The sequence below is a fragment of the Paenibacillus sp. ATY16 genome (assembly GCF_003399985.2).
GTDB lineage: Bacteria > Bacillota > Bacilli > Paenibacillales > Paenibacillaceae > Pristimantibacillus > Pristimantibacillus glycanilyticus.
On the sequence record NZ_NMOK02000024.1, the window covers coordinates 176,071 to 193,255 of the forward strand.

A 17,185-nucleotide genomic window follows, 5' to 3' on the forward strand; every position below is an offset into this window, starting at 1 on the left:
GAGCTCTATTGGAGGCGTTGCTTAATATTCGGGAGCTGTCCGTTGGTTTTCGGACCAAAAATGGCTTGCTTGAAGCGATTACGAATATATCCTTCTCGATACAGCCCGGGGAAACCGTGTGCCTTGTCGGAGAATCCGGCAGCGGCAAGACGGTCACTTCCAAAGCGATTATGCGGCTTATTGATTACGAGAAAGGTTCCATCACGCGGGGAAGCATCCTGCTGCAGGGACGCGATATTGCGGCGCTGCCTGAAGCCGAGCTCCGGCAATTGCGCGGCAAGCGGGTAGCGATGGTCTTCCAGGAGCCGATGGCCGCCTTTGACCCGGTCTTCACCATTGGCCAGCAGATTGTCGAGACGATCATGCAGCACGAGCGGGTAAGCCGGCGGGTCGCCTGGGATAGGGGCATTCAGTTATTAAGCCGCGTTGGTATTCCAGAAGCGGCAATCCGGATGAAGCAGTATCCCGGCGAGTTATCCGGCGGCATGCTCCAGCGGGCAATGATTGCGATGGCGCTCTCCTGCAGCCCGGATCTGCTCATCGCCGATGAACCAACCACGGCTCTGGATGTTACGATCCAGGCCCAAATTTTGCAGCTGCTTCAGGAGCTGCAGCAGGAGCTCGGGATGTCGATTCTGCTCATTACCCATGACCTCGGCATTGCCGCGGAGATGGCGGATCGCATTGTCGTCATGTACGCCGGACGGATTGTTGAACAGGGGGCGGCTGAGGATTTGTTCGCAAGACCTCGTCATCCGTATACAAGAGGACTTCTTCAATCGATTCCTCCTCTGGACAGCGTACGCGGCGAACGTCTCTATGCAATTCGGGGATCTATTCCGTCACTTGCCGCGTTACCCGGCGGCTGCTTGTTCCATCCCCGCTGCGAATACGCAACGGAGCGATGCCGGGCGGAAGCTCCGCCGCTTGTTGAACAGAGCGGAAGCGGAGTGGCTTGCTGGCATGCGGAGCAGGTTTCCGCAGAGCCTGCGGTTAGAAGCAAATCCGCCGCATTGCGGGTAGAAGAGTCTGCTGCGCATGATGAACGGTCGGAAGCTGCCCTTTCCGGCACAGACAGCGAAATCCTATTCTCTGCCGATCATCTGCGCAAGTATTATCCGGTGAAGCGAAAAAGCTTTACCGCGCCCCGTACCTTCATCCGGGCGGTTGACGATGTCTCGTTCTCCATCAGGCGGAATGAAACGTTTGGTCTGGTTGGCGAATCGGGAAGCGGCAAATCTACGCTTGGCCGGGTTCTTTTGCAAATGGAGCAGGCGACTTCAGGCAAGGTGCTGTTTCAGGGCAAGGAGCTGACAGGATTAAATGGCTCGCAGCTTCGTCCGTTACGGAAGGATATGCAGGTTATTTTTCAGGACCCTTACGGTTCTTTAAACCCTAGATGGACGATCGGCGACAGTATTGCCGAACCGCTTAAAGTACATGGCGCTTGGACGGCTGGCGAACGTCGGCATCGCGTGGAAGAACTGCTCGGGCTGGTGGGGCTTGATCCGGCGAGCGTCAGCAAATATCCGCATGAGTTCTCAGGAGGCCAGCGGCAGCGGATTGGCATTGCCCGGGCAATTGCCTTGAACCCAAGCTTTATTCTTGCCGATGAAGCCGTATCTGCTCTGGACGTGTCCGTTCAGGCGCAGATCGTTAATTTGCTGCAGGAGCTTCAGCAGAAGCTGGGTCTGACTTATTTGTTTATCGCCCACGGCCTGCAGATTGTAAGACATATTTCGGACAGGATTGGCGTGATGTATCTGGGCAAGCTTGTGGAGATCGCGCCAAGCGATGAACTGTTCCGCCAGCCGGCCCATCCGTATACGAAGCTGCTCATCGAATCGATTCCGCAGCCCGTCCCGGGTCAACGCGGCACTGCATCGATCCAAGGCGAAATCCCTTCGCCGGCAAATCCGCCAAGCGGCTGCAGGTTCCACCCCCGTTGTCCGTTTGCGACGGAAAGATGCAGGAAGGAGCAGCCGGAGCTTCGCCCGTTAGGCGAGGATCGTTATGCGGCTTGCCACTATACCTTACTATGAAGCAGGCGGAGCAGAAGGAGCCGGCGGCAGCATCCTACCCGGCATTCTGGCCGGTGCTGACGGCTATTTTTATCGGATCCTTTGTCGGGATGTACCATGTCGTCTCGCTTAACGTGTCGCTGCCCGGTTTTATCCGGATATTCGGCACGGAGCTGCAGACGGTTCAGTGGATGATGACCGGCTTTACTCTGGCGAGCGGCATTGTTGTTCCTATTACCGGCTATGCGATGGAGCGGTTTGGCTGCAAGCGGCTGTTTCTGTTTGCAATCGGGGGAATTACGGTCAGCTCGTTTCTATGCGCGCTGTCTTGGAATGTCGGTGCGCTTATTGCGTTTCGTATTGTACAAGGGCTGTTTTGCGGGCTTATTCAGCCGGTGTCGCTTGCTCTGATTTACCGGACGATTAGGCCGGAAAAGCAATCCTTTTCCCTTAGCGTGTGGTCCTTCTCCACGGTGTTGGGAACAGCGATTGGCCCGTCGCTCAGCGGCTGGCTGCAAAGCTTCGATTGGCATCTTATTTTCCTGGTGACCGTACCGGTCGGGTTTGTCGCTTGGATTGTAGGAGCGATTGTTATTCCGAAGGACTCGGCAAACGGTCTCGCCCGATTGGATTGGCCGGGGCTGCTGCTTGCAACGGGCGGAAGTCTCGCGCTGCTGCTGCTATTCGGCAACATGACCGTATGGGGCTGGAACAGCTTGCTTACTTGGGCGATGCTGCTTGTTGGCGTCGGCAGCTTTGCGCTATTTATATGGCAGGCTCCCCGCAGCGACCATCCTCTATTGCAGCTTCGGCTGCTGCTCAACCCCAGATTTTCACTGAGTCTGACGGCCTCTCTTATTCTGTCGTTTGGACTTTATTCGGTTGTTTATTTCATGCCTTTATTATTGGTCGAGATGAAAGGCTTATCGCCGTTCAGGGTTGGTCTTCTGTTTCTTCCCGCCGCGGCATGCTTAACGGCTGCCACGTTTGCCGCCGGCAAATGGTACCGCAAAGCGGGACCGGCCAAGCTGATTATGATCGGCTGCGCGATTCTGGTTGTGAGTACCTATTATTTCAGTCAAATGCCTCCGGAAACCAGTCTTATTGCGATTATCGTGTGGCTCGCCATCCGAAATATCGGTACCGGCCTGGCTTCAACGCCAACCACCAACGCAAGCATGTCGTCCGTTCCCGAGGAGTGGATCGGGCATGCGTCGGCTTTGCTCAATTGGCTGAGGCAAGTATTTAGCGCTATGGCTTTAGGTCTCTGCACGTCGTTGTTTTACTCCCGGCTGTCGGTTCATCTGGCTGATTCAGGCGGAGGAGAAGAGGGGACGAAGGCATATAGTCTAGCTTACATGCACAGTATTCACGATGTGTTTTTCGTATCCAGCATCATCGTCGCCTGCGCAATTCCGATTGCTTTGCTGCTGGGCAGACGGATGCCGGCACCACCGCTTACGACGCCAAAGGAGAGTGAAAGCTTATGAAATTTATATGGTTCAGCCTGGTTATGAATTTGAAGAACCCGGTGACGGGGGAGCATTTTACGACCAGCGAAAAAATCGAAAATATAATCAAGCAGGCAGTGCTTGCCGAGAAGCTTGGTTTTGAAGGATACGGCATCGGGGAACGGCATGGAGCGCCGTTTCTCTCTTCTTCTCCTCCGCTGCTGCTGACGGCTATTGCGGCAAGAACTTCGCGCATTCGACTGCTGACGACTGTAACGGTGCTTAGCGTACTGGACCCGGTGCGGGTAGCCGAGGATTACGCGACGCTTGATCATCTGTCCGGCGGAAGACTGGAGATGATTATCGGCAAAGGCAACGATCCGCGGCATTACCCGCTCTTCGGAATCACGGAAGAGGAGCAATGGGATTCGATGGAGGAGCGCTACGAGCTGCTGCGGCGTCTTTGGCGGGAGGAGGATGTGACCTGGCAAGGCCAGTACCGACCGCCGCTTCATGAGGTGGCGACGCAGCCAAGACCGCTGCAAAAGCCGATTCCGATCTGGCACGGGAGCGCGTCCAGCACCCGCTCCACCGAGCTTGCCGCTCGTTACGGCGAACCGATCTTCTCCTCGAACAGCTTCCATCCGCAGGCGAAATACAAGGATCTCATCGATCATTACCGCGAGAGACTGGCGTATTACGGGCATGATCCGCGGAAAGCGGTTGTTGGTTCAGGCGCCGGCAGCTTGTATATCGCGAATACGACGGAGGAGGCTATTAAGCGGTATCGTCCTTACTATGAGGCGTTCCAGGCAACGGCCGCCGCTCAGCATAACCAATCTCCGTTTACCTCGCTTGAGGATAATATCGCCAGAGGTCCAAGCCTGATCGGAAGCCCGGAGCAGATTATCGAGAAAATATTAAACTACCAAGCGGCCTTTGGTCACCAGGTGCTGTCTCTTAGCGTAGACGGCCTATCCGAAGCCGAGCAGCAGGAGCAGATGGAGCGGTTCGCTTCGGATATCGCCCCCGTACTGCGCCGGGAAGTGCCAAGCTGGGTTTGGGAGGAGCAGCAGGGGAAAGAAATTCCGGTTGGGTGATAAAGGCGGAATGGTGGGAAAGCGTCGAAATAAGACCCTCGGAGGGTCTTATTTGCTAGAGAAGTAGCTAGTTGGTTAGTGATAAGACCCTGGCAGGGTCTTATTGGACATGGGATGATGTGCGGACTTGCTGAAATGGTGGGTTGGCGTTGAGTTAAGCCCCTCGGAGGGTCTTATTCGCTAGTGAAGTAGCTAATTGGTTAATGGTAAGACCCTGGCAGGGTCTTATCGGACATGGAATGATGTGCGGACTTGCTGAATTGGCGGGTTGGCGTCGAAGCGCGACGGTCTTATCGAGTATGCCAACGAGTAGACTTACTGAAACGGTGAGACGTTAAAGTCCCTTAGGGACCTTAACACACAGCATAAGAGGTAATGTTCAATGATTAAGGTCCCTCAGGGACCTTAACTTAACGAAGCTTGGAGCTAACAGGCATCAAATAGCGTGTCTGCGTGCAGTTAAGGTCCATGAGGGACCTTAACGTGTTTAATAGGATATTACAGCTTCCGGTTAAGCTCCCTTAGGGACCTTAACCGGAAGCTTGTTACGAAAAAAGCAATCCCCAAGCCATCGGCTTTTGGGATTGCTTTTTCGGTTATTCCGCTGCCAGCACCGTGCAGCTCACTAGCTGCGCTGTGCCGTCAATTGCATAAAGCGTGATCTTCCGGCAAGTCTGGTCCGGGAAGATCAGGCTTGTCATTGCTGCCGAACCGTCCGCGAGGAACAGCTCAATGGAGGCGGCGTCGGCCAGAATTCGCAGGCTGAGCCGGTCCTTAGAACCGTGCAGCTTCATCTGCTGAGGCTGCGCAAACATGTCGGAGAAGTCGTTTGGTCCGGCATGCTCTCTAAGCAACGTAAGGTTCTGCTCCTGCGCAGAATAAGTAATCGTCGTGTAATGCTTCTCATTATGATGAATGATGATATCTAACTCCCGAGCCTCAATCTGCTCCGCTTCGAGACGAAGCTCGAAAGCATCCAGCTCGCAATCGATAACTTCCTTACGGCCATCAGTTAACAGCAAGTCCTTCGCTTCAGCCGCGACGCGGGAGAAATATGTTTCGAGTTCCTCAACAGGATGCTGTACGATAACAATTTCGCCGTTTTCTTCCAACCGCTTTAGGCCTAGCGTGCGGGCAACCGTCATCGAACCTCTCCAGCCGTTCGACGGAACATGATTCGCATAACGCCAGTTGCTCATCCAGGCCGTATAGATGCGCCGGCCGTCTGCCTCCGGAATATCCGAGAAGCTGACGCCCGCATAGTTATCACGGCCAAAGTCCAGCCAGCGAAGTACATCATCATCGGGCGTAAAGACGGAACCGTCGAACTCCCCGACAAAATACTGGGTGCGCGAGCCTTCCTGATAATTCGGATTGTCGCCTACGCTAACGAAGAGTACCCACTTGCTGTCTTCCGTTCCTTCAATCGTCAGCTGGAAGAGATCCGGACATTCCCAGACGCCGCCGTGAAAGCCAATGCCGTCGCCAAACTCGCTTTCAAGCTCCCAGGCTTTCAGGTCCAGCGAAGAATAGAAGGAGATGGTTTGTCCGGTGGCTAGTGCCATCAACCATTTGCCGCTGTCCTTAAGCCATAATACTTTCGGGTCGCGGAAGTCGGGCCTATTCGTTGCGCCCAGCACCGGATTTCCTTCGTATTTCAACCAAGTTCTGCCGTTGTCATGACTGTAAGCAAGGCTTTGCGTCTGCACGACCGCCTCGCCCTTCATCTCATGATGACTCGTAAAGATAGCGACCAGACCTGGCTCCTCAGGGAAGAATCCCGTTGTGTTGTGCCAATCCACCACCGCGCTGCCCGAGAAGATTGTTCCGTTCTCATCGGGATATAATGCGATGGCCAGCTCTTCCCAATGAACGAGATCCTTGCTGACGGCATGGCCCCAATGCATGGGTCCCCAAGTCGAGCCATGGGGATGATATTGATAGAAAAGATGATATTCTTCATTAAAATAGACAAGTCCGTTCGGATCGTTAATCCAGTTCTGCTGCGGTGCAAAATGCCATAGAGGCCGATATGCTGTCTTCTTGATCGCTTCCAAGTAAACGTCCACCTTTTATGATTTGATATAGTTGTCGTAACCGGTTTGCTTGATTTCCAGCCATTTCTCAAGGCCAAGACGATTCAGCTCTTTCAAGTAGTCCGCCCATTCCTCGTTAACCTTGCCCGTCTTAATCCACTCGGCTCGTTTCCGGTTCACGTAGGCGAACAAGTCGGTTTCAATCGTGGACAGCTGCTTCTGGTCTTCCAGCGAGAAGAAAATTTTCGGATAGTTGTTCTCCGCCTTCATGTAAGGAACAAGTCTTTCTTTCATAATGTTAAGGCGCCAAGCCGCATCGTCCGGCTTTGTTGTGTATTTGCCGTAATACTCGTCGAGGATCGCAAGCGGGCCGCCGATATTCGTCTTCTGGCGAAGCTCTGCCGGAGCAGCCCCTTCAAGCGGAAGATGCTCGAGCATGCCTTTTGCCTCGTCAAATTTGAAAATGTTCTGCTGCGTTTCATCGCCGTAAGTGCCCCAGTTATCTTGCACCGATTGAAGCGGCTCGTACAGCTGGTCGATCCATTTCGCCGTTAACTCTACGTTTTTGTTCGCGCTTGTAATAACCATGCGGCCGCGGTCAAAGCCATAGTTGTTCGTGCGGGTGACGTTTACTTCGCCGGAAGGGCCGGCCAGCGGCTGCATCAGATCATATTTATCGTTGTTGCCCGTAATGTTCGCTTTGTCCCAAGTGAAGTATAAGCCGTAACGATCATCTTGGCCTTTCGCCAGGAAAGTATTGTAATCCTGCTCGAACGATTCCTCGTCGATCAGATCAAGCGCGTACAGATCATGCAAATAGTTCACGGCATCTTTGTAGCCATCCTGATCAGCCGTAAAAACTACCTTGCCGTCATCGGTTACAACGGTATGATCGCCGTTATCGCCAAGGCCAAAAGAGCCAAACAGGAAGTTCAAATCCTCGTTGCCGTTATTCATCACAACGCTGAGCGGAATCTCGTCGGCCTGGCCGTTGCCGTTCGGGTCATCCTTTTTGAAGGCCAGCAGCACGTTCTTTAATTCCTCCGTCGTAGTTGGCATCTTCAAACCAAGCTTGTTCAGCCACTCCACGTTAATCCAAGGAATATCGTTGACGGAGTGAATGCTTTCCTTGCCCGCGCCAAGCTCCTCGATCCAAGGGAAGCTGTAAATATGACCGTCCGGCGCGGTCATCATCGCTTTGTATTCCGGCGCATCCGCAAGCACCTTCTGCAGATTCGGCATGTATTTCGCAATAAGATCTTCGAGCGGAATAATCGTTTTGTCCGTGCCCAGCTTCAGCAGGTCGTAGTCGGAGTAGGCCGCATCCAGGATGGCATCCGGCAGATCGCCGCTGGCTACCGCAAGATTTCTTTTCTCAACGAAGGAGTCCGAGGTGAAGTTCTTCCAATTAATATGAACGCCGGTCTTCTCTTCAAGCCTCTTGTAGATCAGCTTCTGGTTCGGGTCTGTTGGGGCAAGCGGCGAGCTTTGCGTCATAAAGTTCAGCGTCACTTTCTCCTGCAGCGGGAAGGATACCTCCTTCAGATCATAGCTCTTGGAAGCGGCCGAGCCTTTGTCTCCGCTGCTGCAGCCTGCAAGCATGGAGATGGACAAAGCAAGGACTGTTGCGGAATACATCGTCTTTTTCATAGAATAATTCCCCCGTATCTGTTATTTGATGGAGCCAACCATAACGCCTTTCTCGAAGTACTTCTGGAAGAACGGATACATAATGATGAGCGGTAAACTGGAGACCACAATAGACGAATATTTAATCATCTCCGACAGCTTCTTCAGCTCGGCTTGGGCAAGAATGTCCGAGATCATGCCGGGATCCACCTGGTTCTGAATCAGAATCGACCGCAGAACAAGCTGCAGCGGGAACAGCTGATTGTTGTCGAGATATATCATCGCGTCGAAATACGAATTCCATTGCCCAACAAACGCATATAGGGCAAGGACAAAGATAATGGGTTTGGAAAGCGGCAGGATGATTTGGAAAAAGAGTCGTTGATCCGTAGCGCCGTCAATCTGAGCAGCCTGGTTTAATTCCTTCGGAATACCCGCAAAATAAGTTCTCGCCAAAATAATGTTGTACACGCTCACCGCGCCGGGCAGAATTATCGCCCAGATCGTATTCAGCAGGTTAAGGTCTTTGACAACCAGATACGTCGGAATCAATCCGCCGCTCAGGAACATCGTAATCAGGAAAAACACCATAAACAGCCGTTTGCCTACAAAACCTTCAAGGCTAAGCGGATAGGCGGCAAAGACCGATACGACAACGGTAGCCAGCGCGAAACCCGCGGAATACAGGATGGCGTTCAGAAAGCCTCTTAACATGGCGGCATTGCTCAATATTTTCTCGTACCCGGTTATGCTCCAGTCCGAGGCGTTAAGCGACAGCCCCTTCGTCAGCAGCGCATTAGGGTTCAAGAAGGAGGCAAGGAGCACGTAAAGAAGCGGGAAGAGAACGATCATCACGAGCAGGGCAAGCAAGACGTAGGTAATAACGAGCAGAACGCGGTCCTTTCGGGAAATGTGAATGTCCATAAGTCCTCCTAAAAAGAATTTTCACATAAATAGCCGGATGGCAGTTCGTGATGATTCTTGCATCGAAAGCATTAGCTTTAATACAGGCCTTCTCCTTCGTTCAGCCGCTTCACGACGGCATTCACGAGGACGAGCAGAATGATGTTGATAATGGAGTTAAACAGGCCGATGGCGGTGGAGTAAGCATAGTCGCCTGACTGAAGGCCAACCTTGTAGACGTAAGTCGCGATAATTTCCGACGTTGGCGTATTCATCGCGGTCTGCATTAGAAAAGCCTTCTCGTAACCAATCGACATGATGCCGCCGGCCGCCAAGATGAACAGAACCGCCATAACCGGCTTAAGCGTAGGCAGATCGATATGCCAGATGCGCCGCAGGAGCGAAGCGCCGTCAACGGTTGCCGCATCATGCAGCTGCGGATCCACATTGGAGAGGGCGGCAACATAAATGATCGAGGCCCAGCCCGCGCCTTGCCAGATGCCCGACAAAATGTAGACCGTGCGGAAATAAGCGGGATCGGACATAAACGAGATTGGCTTATCCGTAAACATGGTGACAAGCGAGTTGATGACCCCTGTCGGCGACAGGAAAACAAACAGCATGCCGGTAAGGACAACAACCGAGATAAAGTTGGGCGCGTACAGGATCAGCTGTATATTTTTTTTGATCCTAGCCCCTCTGATCTGGTTAAGCATAAGCGCCAGCACGATTGGAACCGGGAAGCCCAGCAGCAAGCCGTAGACGCTTAGCTTCAGCGTGTTCATGAAAATATCGTAGAAGTTGGGCGATGACAGGAACCGGTTGAAGTTCTCGAAGCCAACCCATTCGCTTCCCATGATACCCTTCAGCGGACTGAAGTTTTTGAAGGCGATAATGGAGCCGTACATCGGAACATACTTAAATACGATGGTCAGCACGACGGCCGGCAGCAGGAAGAGATACAGCGTGTAATTTCTGAATACGTAATAGATCCAGCTTGGCTTTTGTTTTCTGCTAATGGATGCGCTTGCCAATGTTATTCCCCCTTAAGAGTGCGCTTTCATACGGAGCCCGGGAAAAGCGGATTGAATACGTCTTCCCGATTTCAGGGTAAGTATATGTCAACCGGATGACATATGTCAACCGGTTTCATAAAATCGGATTTTGTGGTTTAATCAAAGAGGCATTAAGCTTATAATAGGTTCCATAAAGCGGTAAGACAGGAATGAGGTGAGGCAAGTGAACCCGAAAATAAGCGATGTGGCGGAAAAAGCCGGCGTATCCAAAACGACGGTGTCGCGGGTGCTCAACAATCGCGGCTATATCAGCCAAGAGACGAAAGACGCCGTATACGGCGCGATGAAGGAACTGAACTATTTTCCCAATGATGTCGCACGGTCGTTATTTAATAAAAAGACAAATCTGATCGGGCTTATTCTCCCGACGGTGAACAATCCGTTCTTCAGCGAGCTGGCCTTCTATATCGAGAGCATCTGCGCGGAGAAAGGGTATAAAGTCTTGCTTTGCAATAGCAGCCATAGCAGGGAGAACGAGGAGCGGTACCTCGATATGCTGCTGCGTAATCAGGTGGACGGCATTATCGTATGTTCGTATAACCGGGGCTTCCACCACTACAATCACGGAAAAATGGCCGTTGTCGCAATCGACCATTACTTGGCTCCTTCTATTCCGGTGGTTGGTTCGGATAACTATAACGGCGGCAAGCTGGCAACAGGGCTGCTGCTCGCAAAAGGCTGCCAAAATATTGTCCATATTAACGGTCCGATTGAACTGGCAACTCCGGCGAATCTGCGGCGGAAAGCTTATGAAGATGTGATCAGAGAGAACGGCCGCGAGCCCATCGTGTACGAGAACCGCCTGTCGTTTGACCAGAACAGGTATTCGAGTCTGTTCGATCAGATCTTCGCGGAACATCCCGAAGTGGATGGCGTGTTCGCCAGCGACGATCTGATTGCGGCAGCGTTTATCCAATACGTGAAGAAAAAAGGACTGCGGATTCCGGAGGATATCAAGGTCATCGGCTATGACGGATCGGAGACGGTACAAGCTTTCCTACCGGAGCTCACGACGATTCAGCAGCCTATCAAAAGCATTGCTCAAGAATGCGTTCGGATCTTGTCGGAGCAGATTAACGGCGAAGCCGATCATGAGGCGGAAGAGGTTTATTTGCCGGTTCGGCTGATGGAAAGGGAAACCACATAGAACGTGGTTTCTTTTTTGGCTCATATGTCAACCGGTTATCACATTAAGGGAGAGGATTATGATGGCGGGAAATGTCGTTTGTATTGGGGAGCTGTTGATTGATTTTTTCTGCATCGATATCGATGTGGATCTGGAGCAAGGCGAGCGGTTTGCGAAAAAAGCAGGAGGAGCACCTGCTAATGTCAGCGCGGCAATAGCCCGGCTGGGTGGGAGCGCTGCTTTTGTTGGCAAAGTCGGAAAGGATCCGTTCGGGCATTATTTAAAGCGGACATTGGAGGAGGAAAAGGTCGATACTTCCATGCTGATGCTGGATGCCGGAGTGTCTACAACGTTAGCCTTCGTCTCGCTGGAAGCAAGCGGGGAGCGGGATTTTGTGTTTAACCGTGGCGCGGATCGTTACGTCGAGCTGGATGAGATTGACCGGGACCGTCTTGATGCCGCGTCCGTCCTGCATTTTGGCTCGGCTACAGCTTTACTGGACAATCCGTTTCGCGCGACTTATACAACGCTATTGCAGGGAGCTGCGGAGAATGGACGGTCGTTTATCTCCTTTGATCCGAACTACCGCAAGGATCTGTGGGGGGACCGGCTTAACGACTTCATCAAGCTTGCTCGGGATGGCGCGTTGCAGGCCGATCTCGTCAAAGTAAGCGAGGAGGAACTGCAGCTAATGACCGATGAGGCGGATCCTGGGGAAGCCATCCGGCTCATTCATAGGCTGGGGGCTAAGCGGGTTTGCGTGACGCTGGGCAGGAACGGTACGTTGGTGTCCGACGGCAAGAATTTGATGCAGGTACCGAGTATTACGGTGAAGTCCATTGATTCTACCGGAGCGGGGGACGCCTTTGTTGGTGCTTTGCTATGGCAGATCAGCAGGCTGGAGGAGCCAAAGGGAATGTCGTTCGATCAGCTATTGTCCTTCGTGGAATTTGCCAATAAAGTAGGGGCGATCGTATGCACGAAGGTAGGGGCCATTGCCGCACTGCCAACGCTTGAAGAAGTTAATCGGTATCCAGCGTAAAAAAAGGGAGGCAGCGGTTCGGGTAACCGCATGCTTCCCTTTATGCTATTAGTGATAAGCCGGCGTCTCGATGCCGCATGGTCCGCCGTCCGGATTTGCTTCCAGCGACAGCTCGGAGCCGTCTGCCTTGTAGAGCGGATTGTACCAATGAGAGATGGACATCGCGCTGCTGTTCGCGTAGTGGGAAATAAAAGCGCGGCGGAAGCGGTCTTTTGTTTTGTTCCGGTAAGAGCCGTGAATCAGATTGCCGTTAAAGAACAGGATATCGCCGGGCTCCATGATCGCTGCAACGGGCTTTTCCTCTTTTGGCGGCTTCACGTAATGGTTGGTGAACGATTCGTTCGAATCGGATTCTTCCGGGCATACAATTTCATACGTATTTGTTTTCGGAACAAGAAGCATACAGCCGTTTTCTTCGTCGCAGCGGTCGATAGCCGCCCATGCTGCAATGCAGTTTCCCGGCTCCACTTTCAGATAAAAGTTATCCTGATGCAGCGCTTGACCGCGCGAGCCCGGAGGTTTGTAATAGAACATGCTTTGCGCAGCCAAAGCCTCTTCTCCGTACAGATCGTGCATAATGTCGAGAACAACCGGATGCAGCATGTAATGCTTGCTTAGATCGTTGTAACGGTGAGGATGCATCACCCGCGGATAGCGGCGAAGCGGATCCTCCTGCTCTCCGTCCAGAACCGGCTCGAAGTAGCCGGGAATCGGGGTAAGGCTGATTTTATCGAACTCGGCCCGGATTTCCTCGATCTCTTCCTTGCTCCAAACGCCCTTTACGATGACATAACCTTCCGTCTCGAACTGCTTCATCTGCTCCTCGGTGAGCACTTTAAGCGACTGGTTCATTTGTATGGCCCCTCTCCTTGTTGTTTGCTGCTTCTTGTCTCTAATTGTAGGGCGTAAAAGGAAAAGGTAGAAGTCGCGATTATGCTCAATACTGCTTGGATTCTGCTATTACGCTGGACGAATGAAGGCTGGCGCGATACCCTTAGGGTAATGAATCGGAGCGGGGTGGAAATGGTGGAGAAGGAATCGAAGAACGGCGTCGTTACGGGACATTTCTTGGAAAACGAATCCTATTGCATGGTGCGTCCTGCCGGAAGGGAGGATTGGCTGCTCGTTTACACGCTGGATGGTCAGGGTTTTTTTCGAACGGCTGCGGGAGAGAAATTATGCAAGGCGGGGGAGCTGGTACTGCTCCGCAAAAGGGTTCCTCATACGTATGGTACCGTAAAGGGAGATACGTGGAACTTTATGTGGGTGCATTTCAATCGGCTCCCGGAGCTGTCCTTGCTTCCCGATGAAGAGGTGCTGCTCTGTCCGCTGCCTTCAAGCGAGCTGCAGCGAAGGGTGATCCGCATCTTCCGGTCGCTACTACATGACTCAAGGGCGCAGGGCGGGTTCTGGGAGGAGCTTTGCGATAATCAGCTAAGTGCCTTAATTCTGCTAATGGCCGGACAGCTTGCGGACAAGCTGGATTACCGCGTCAGCCAGGTCATGCGGATTTTATCCGCGCAGATGCAGGAGCCGTTATCCATTAACGAGCTGGCAGCGCGGGTAGGGCTGTCCGCCTCCCGGCTGTCCCATCTATTCAAGTCGGAGACCGGCCGCTCCATTGTGGACACGCTAAACAATATGCGTCTCGAGCAGGCCGTTCTGCTTATGCTGCAGGCTGGCCGAACGGCCGGGGAAGCAGCCTTCGACGTTGGCTTCCAGAGCTATAACCATTTTGCCGCCTTGTTCCGCAGGAGGTACGGCTGCGGTCCGGCGGAGTATAAACGGAAGGCGGACTCTACGTCTATACCCGGGACTTGAATTGGCTGGGCGTCAGGCCGACAAATTTCTTGAACTGCCGCATGAAATGCGTCTCATGCTCGTACCCGCAGCTTGCCGCGATAGCCGATATGGAGTGGGTGCTGTTCTTGAGCAAATATTTGGCGAGCTCCAGCCTGCCGTTAATCATATCGGTGACGACGGAGCAGCCGAAAATATCCTTATAGAGATGCTGGAAGTAAGACTTGCTGAGGTGCACGCGGTCAGCCAGCATCTCTACCGTAACATGGCTTTGCGGCGAGTTATACAGCTCGTCCCGCAGCTCGGAGAACTGCCGGATATAACGGCCTGGCCGCTCGGGATGCTGGGAAAGCTGGTGCAGATTGCTCAGCTTCATCAGAAGCGCCCGGATATCCGTATCCAGAATTTGATCCCTCAAATGCCCGCCTTGCTTCTGAACGCGGTGGAGCTCCATAATGCTTCTCGAGATCAGCATAGGGTCAACGGCCGGGACGGGAGTATCCAGCGGGAAGTTAAGTTCGGCAAGCAAGCCCCTCAGCTCTTCGCCCCGGCAATGAAACCAGTCGTTTACGAAAGGCAACTCAAATTGCATATACGAATGCGGCGTATCCGGCTGGAACAGGATAAACGAATCGCTGTCCACAAGAATACGCACGCCCCGTATGATAACCTCGGATTTCTTCTTGAACAGAACAAAAGCATAATCCCCCGAACCGTTTGGCCGGATAATCGAAATTCCGTGAGGATGGACGAACCGGTAGCCGCAGCTGTCTAATCGGATGATCGTCAGCAGCTCCTTTCTTCAAAAAAGCACGATAGGTCAGTTTTTTCTCATTATAGTGAATTGTAGGCGCTTTCTCAATCCCATACAATCTTTCTTATAGAACTATTTATTATCGTCCTGTGCGCGGGTAGGAGCTGAAGCAAGCATGACAATCACAGAATCTGTCAGTAAAAGGGAACGGGACGGCTGCAAGGGCTGCTCGGCCGATGTCAGAGTGACGGAAGAGCAGATTCAGCGTCTGATCTCCAAGATCAAACCCGATGCCTGCGTAACGGACGAGCTGTACGCGAAGCGGCTCGCCGCATGCGAAGGCTGTGCAAGCATGGCTTACGATACGACCTGCATGCATTGCGGCTGTCTCGTGCAAGTGCGAGCCAAGCTGAAGGATAAAGGATGCCCGCATCCGCAGCAGGCGGTTCGGGCGTTATGGGAAGCGAGACATTTCTGAAGCGAACGCTTACGAGGCAAGAATCATCACGAACAGCCATTCGGCTGTTTGTGTAATCATTCTTTTTAGGAGGCTTTTTACAAATGAACAAAGCAGTTGTCCATGCAGACTGGTCGATCGGCACGATTAACAAGAATATCTATGGCCATTTCGCCGAGCATCTTGGCAGATGTATTTATGAAGGCTTGTGGGTGGGGGAAGATTCGGGCATTCCGAATACGGACGGTATCCGAAACGACGTTATCGAAGCGCTGCGCAATCTCAAGGTGCCTGTCCTGCGCTGGCCGGGCGGCTGTTTTGCCGACGAGTATCACTGGAAAGACGGCATCGGTCCCCGCGAGACTCGCAAGAGAATGGTCAATACGCACTGGGGCGGCGTGGTGGAAAATAACCATTTCGGCACGCACGAGTTCTTCCGCCTATGCGAGCTGATTGGCGCCGAGCCTTATATCTGCGGCAACGTGGGCAGCGGTTCGATTCAGGAAATGTCCGAATGGATGGAATACATGACGTTCGACGGCGATTCCCCGATGGCGAATCTGCGCCGCCAGAACGGCCGGGAAGAGCCTTGGAAGCTGAAATATTTTGGCGTTGGCAACGAGAACTGGGGCTGCGGCGGCGAGATGCTTCCGGAGCATTACGCGGATCTGTACCGCAACTTCCAGACGTATGTCCGCCAATACGGCGATAACAAACTGTACAAAATCGCAGGCGGCGCCAACTCGAGCGATTACCGATGGACCGACGTGCTGATGAACAAAGCGGAGCGCTTTATGAGCGGTCTGAGCCTGCATCACTACACGGTTCCGGGAGAATGGGCCGACAAAGGCTCTGCTACGGAATTTGACGAGAACGACTGGTTCGTGACCATGAAGAAAGCCGAATACATGGACGAGCTTCTTACCCGTCACAGCACGGTAATGGATCGATACGATCCAAGCAAGCGCGTTGGCCTGATCGTTGACGAGTGGGGCACTTGGTTTAACGTGGAGCCGGGAACCAACCCGGGCTTCCTGTATCAGCAGAACACGATGCGCGACGCGCTTGTTGCGGCGATTAACCTGCATATTTTCCATAAGCATTGCGATCGCGTACAGATGACCAACATTGCCCAAATGGTTAACGTTCTGCAGGCGGTGGTTCTGACGGAAGGGGATAAAATCCTGCTGACGCCTACGTACCATGTACTTGAAATGTACAACGTCCACCAGGATGCCGAGGCACTGGCGATTCATGGTCAATTCGGCAAAGTAAATGCCGACGGCAAAGAGCTGGATCAAGTTGGCGTTACCGCGTCCAAGAAGGATGGCGTCATCCATGTCAGCCTGTACAACCTGCATCCGTCCGAACAATCGGAGATCAGCCTTGAGCTGCGCGGTGCCGAAGGCAGCTTCAACTGCACGGGCAGGCTGCTCGCAGCGGATGCGATTCAGGCGCATAACACCTTCGAAGAGCCTTCCAAGGTGAGCGTGAAGGCATTCTACGAAGCGAAGATCGAGAATGGCAAATTGAGCCTTAATCTGCCTGCCGCATCGGTAGTTACGCTTCGTTTGGAGCAATAAACGATTAGAGCCGATAAGTCCCACTTTGCGGGGCTTATCGGCTTTATTTTTTTGTGGGGAGGACAAGAGGGCTGAGGCTTAACGCTTCCTATGTTGGATTTCCTCCAGTAAAATGGTGTCTTTTACCTGCACCCTTGCATCTACGCTGGATTTCATCCCGTGTATTCCTTCATTGTGGTCTTCTGTCAATTAAGTAGACACTTATTT

14 protein-coding genes are annotated in these 17,185 nt (G+C 52.9%); 8 read left to right on the forward strand and 6 right to left on the reverse strand.

Features of this window, described 5'->3' with window-relative positions; translation table 11 throughout:
• Positions 1–8 precede the first annotated feature (8 nt).
• The 3 genes from CFI03_RS31090 to CFI03_RS15975 are packed head-to-tail and all read left to right on the forward strand — an operon-like array spanning position 9 to position 4,572.
• Complete coding sequence (locus CFI03_RS31090) at positions 9–2,042, forward strand: dipeptide ABC transporter ATP-binding protein (protein ID WP_283094558.1); 2,034 nt, start codon at positions 9–11, stop codon at positions 2,040–2,042.
• Complete coding sequence (locus CFI03_RS15970) at positions 2,021–3,511, forward strand: DHA2 family efflux MFS transporter permease subunit (protein ID WP_248757976.1); 1,491 nt, start codon at positions 2,021–2,023, stop codon at positions 3,509–3,511. Before CFI03_RS31090 ends, CFI03_RS15970 begins: the two co-directional genes overlap by 22 nt.
• Positions 3,508–4,572 (forward strand): LLM class flavin-dependent oxidoreductase, encoded by a 1,065-nt coding sequence (locus tag CFI03_RS15975; RefSeq protein WP_248757977.1) that lies wholly within the window; start codon positions 3,508–3,510, stop codon positions 4,570–4,572. The genes CFI03_RS15970 and CFI03_RS15975 overlap by 4 nt, the downstream gene beginning before the upstream one ends.
• Positions 4,573–5,168: 596 nt before the next feature.
• Here the strand turns inward: CFI03_RS15975 and CFI03_RS15980 are convergent.
• The 4 genes from CFI03_RS15980 to CFI03_RS15995 all read right to left on the reverse strand — a co-directional run bounded on the left by CFI03_RS15980 (position 5,169) and on the right by CFI03_RS15995 (position 10,174).
• Positions 5,169–6,629, reverse strand: coding sequence for a glycoside hydrolase family 32 protein (locus tag CFI03_RS15980; RefSeq protein ID WP_248757978.1), 1,461 nt, complete (start codon positions 6,627–6,629; stop codon positions 5,169–5,171).
• Between the two features lie 15 nt (positions 6,630–6,644).
• The gene (locus CFI03_RS15985) at positions 6,645–8,258 is read right to left on the reverse strand and encodes an ABC transporter substrate-binding protein (RefSeq protein WP_248757979.1); all 1,614 of its coding nucleotides are present in this window, start codon (positions 8,256–8,258) and stop codon (positions 6,645–6,647) included.
• A gap of 21 nt (positions 8,259–8,279) precedes the next feature.
• The gene (locus CFI03_RS15990) at positions 8,280–9,161 is read right to left on the reverse strand and encodes a carbohydrate ABC transporter permease (protein WP_248757980.1); all 882 of its coding nucleotides are present in this window, start codon (positions 9,159–9,161) and stop codon (positions 8,280–8,282) included.
• Positions 9,162–9,238: 77 nt separating this feature from the next.
• Entirely contained in the window at positions 9,239–10,174 is a 936-nt protein-coding gene (locus tag CFI03_RS15995) for an ABC transporter permease (protein ID WP_248757981.1), read from the reverse strand.
• A 205-nt stretch (positions 10,175–10,379) separates the two neighbouring features.
• Here CFI03_RS15995 and CFI03_RS16000 point away from each other — a divergent pair, with 205 nt between their 5' ends.
• Positions 10,380–11,363, forward strand: a complete 984-nt coding sequence (locus CFI03_RS16000; RefSeq protein WP_248757982.1) for a LacI family DNA-binding transcriptional regulator — start codon at positions 10,380–10,382, stop codon at positions 11,361–11,363.
• A gap of 58 nt (positions 11,364–11,421) precedes the next feature.
• Positions 11,422–12,384 (forward strand): carbohydrate kinase family protein, encoded by a 963-nt coding sequence (locus tag CFI03_RS16005; protein WP_248757983.1) that lies wholly within the window; start codon positions 11,422–11,424, stop codon positions 12,382–12,384.
• 48 nt (positions 12,385–12,432) lie between these two features.
• Here the strand turns inward: CFI03_RS16005 and CFI03_RS16010 are convergent, their stop codons facing one another.
• Positions 12,433–13,236 carry a phytanoyl-CoA dioxygenase family protein gene (locus CFI03_RS16010; protein WP_248757984.1) on the reverse strand — a complete coding sequence of 268 codons (804 nt, stop codon included), beginning with the start codon at positions 13,234–13,236 and terminating at the stop codon, positions 12,433–12,435.
• A gap of 81 nt (positions 13,237–13,317) precedes the next feature.
• Here CFI03_RS16010 and CFI03_RS16015 point away from each other — a divergent pair, with 81 nt between their 5' ends.
• Positions 13,318–14,205 carry an AraC family transcriptional regulator gene (locus tag CFI03_RS16015; protein ID WP_248757985.1) on the forward strand — a complete coding sequence of 296 codons (888 nt, stop codon included), beginning with the start codon at positions 13,318–13,320 and terminating at the stop codon, positions 14,203–14,205.
• Here the strand turns inward: CFI03_RS16015 and CFI03_RS16020 are convergent.
• A complete protein-coding gene (locus CFI03_RS16020) occupies positions 14,189–14,839 on the reverse strand; it encodes a helix-turn-helix transcriptional regulator (RefSeq protein WP_248757986.1) in 651 nt (216 codons plus the stop codon). The two genes, CFI03_RS16015 and CFI03_RS16020, sit on opposite strands and share 17 nt — an antisense overlap.
• Positions 14,840–15,113: 274 nt before the next feature.
• Between CFI03_RS16020 and CFI03_RS16025 the strand changes: the two genes are divergently transcribed.
• Both CFI03_RS16025 and CFI03_RS16030 read left to right on the forward strand, forming a co-directional pair.
• Positions 15,114–15,416, forward strand: a complete 303-nt coding sequence (locus CFI03_RS16025; RefSeq protein ID WP_248757987.1) for a DUF6171 family protein — start codon at positions 15,114–15,116, stop codon at positions 15,414–15,416.
• 83 nt (positions 15,417–15,499) lie between these two features.
• Positions 15,500–16,978, forward strand: coding sequence for an alpha-N-arabinofuranosidase (locus tag CFI03_RS16030; RefSeq protein ID WP_248757988.1), 1,479 nt, complete (start codon positions 15,500–15,502; stop codon positions 16,976–16,978).
• Positions 16,979–17,185: the final 207 nt, after the last annotated feature.

Bases quoted from the DNA above. Each gene is read 5' to 3' on its own strand.
- CFI03_RS15990 (WP_248757980.1), bottom strand. From the start codon at position 9,161: ATGGACATTCACATTTCCCGAAAGGACCGCGTTCTGCTCGTTATTACC.
- CFI03_RS16010 (WP_248757984.1), bottom strand. From the start codon at position 13,236: ATGAACCAGTCGCTTAAAGTGCTCACCGAGGAGCAGATGAAGCAGTTC.
- CFI03_RS16005 (WP_248757983.1), top strand. From the start codon at position 11,422: ATGATGGCGGGAAATGTCGTTTGTATTGGGGAGCTGTTGATTGATTTT.
- CFI03_RS15985 (WP_248757979.1), bottom strand. From the start codon at position 8,258: ATGAAAAAGACGATGTATTCCGCAACAGTCCTTGCTTTGTCCATCTCC.
- CFI03_RS16025 (WP_248757987.1), top strand. From the start codon at position 15,114: ATGACAATCACAGAATCTGTCAGTAAAAGGGAACGGGACGGCTGCAAG.
- CFI03_RS16015 (WP_248757985.1), top strand. From the start codon at position 13,318: ATGCTCAATACTGCTTGGATTCTGCTATTACGCTGGACGAATGAAGGC.
- CFI03_RS16030 (WP_248757988.1), top strand. From the start codon at position 15,500: ATGAACAAAGCAGTTGTCCATGCAGACTGGTCGATCGGCACGATTAAC.
- CFI03_RS15975 (WP_248757977.1), top strand. From the start codon at position 3,508: ATGAAATTTATATGGTTCAGCCTGGTTATGAATTTGAAGAACCCGGTG.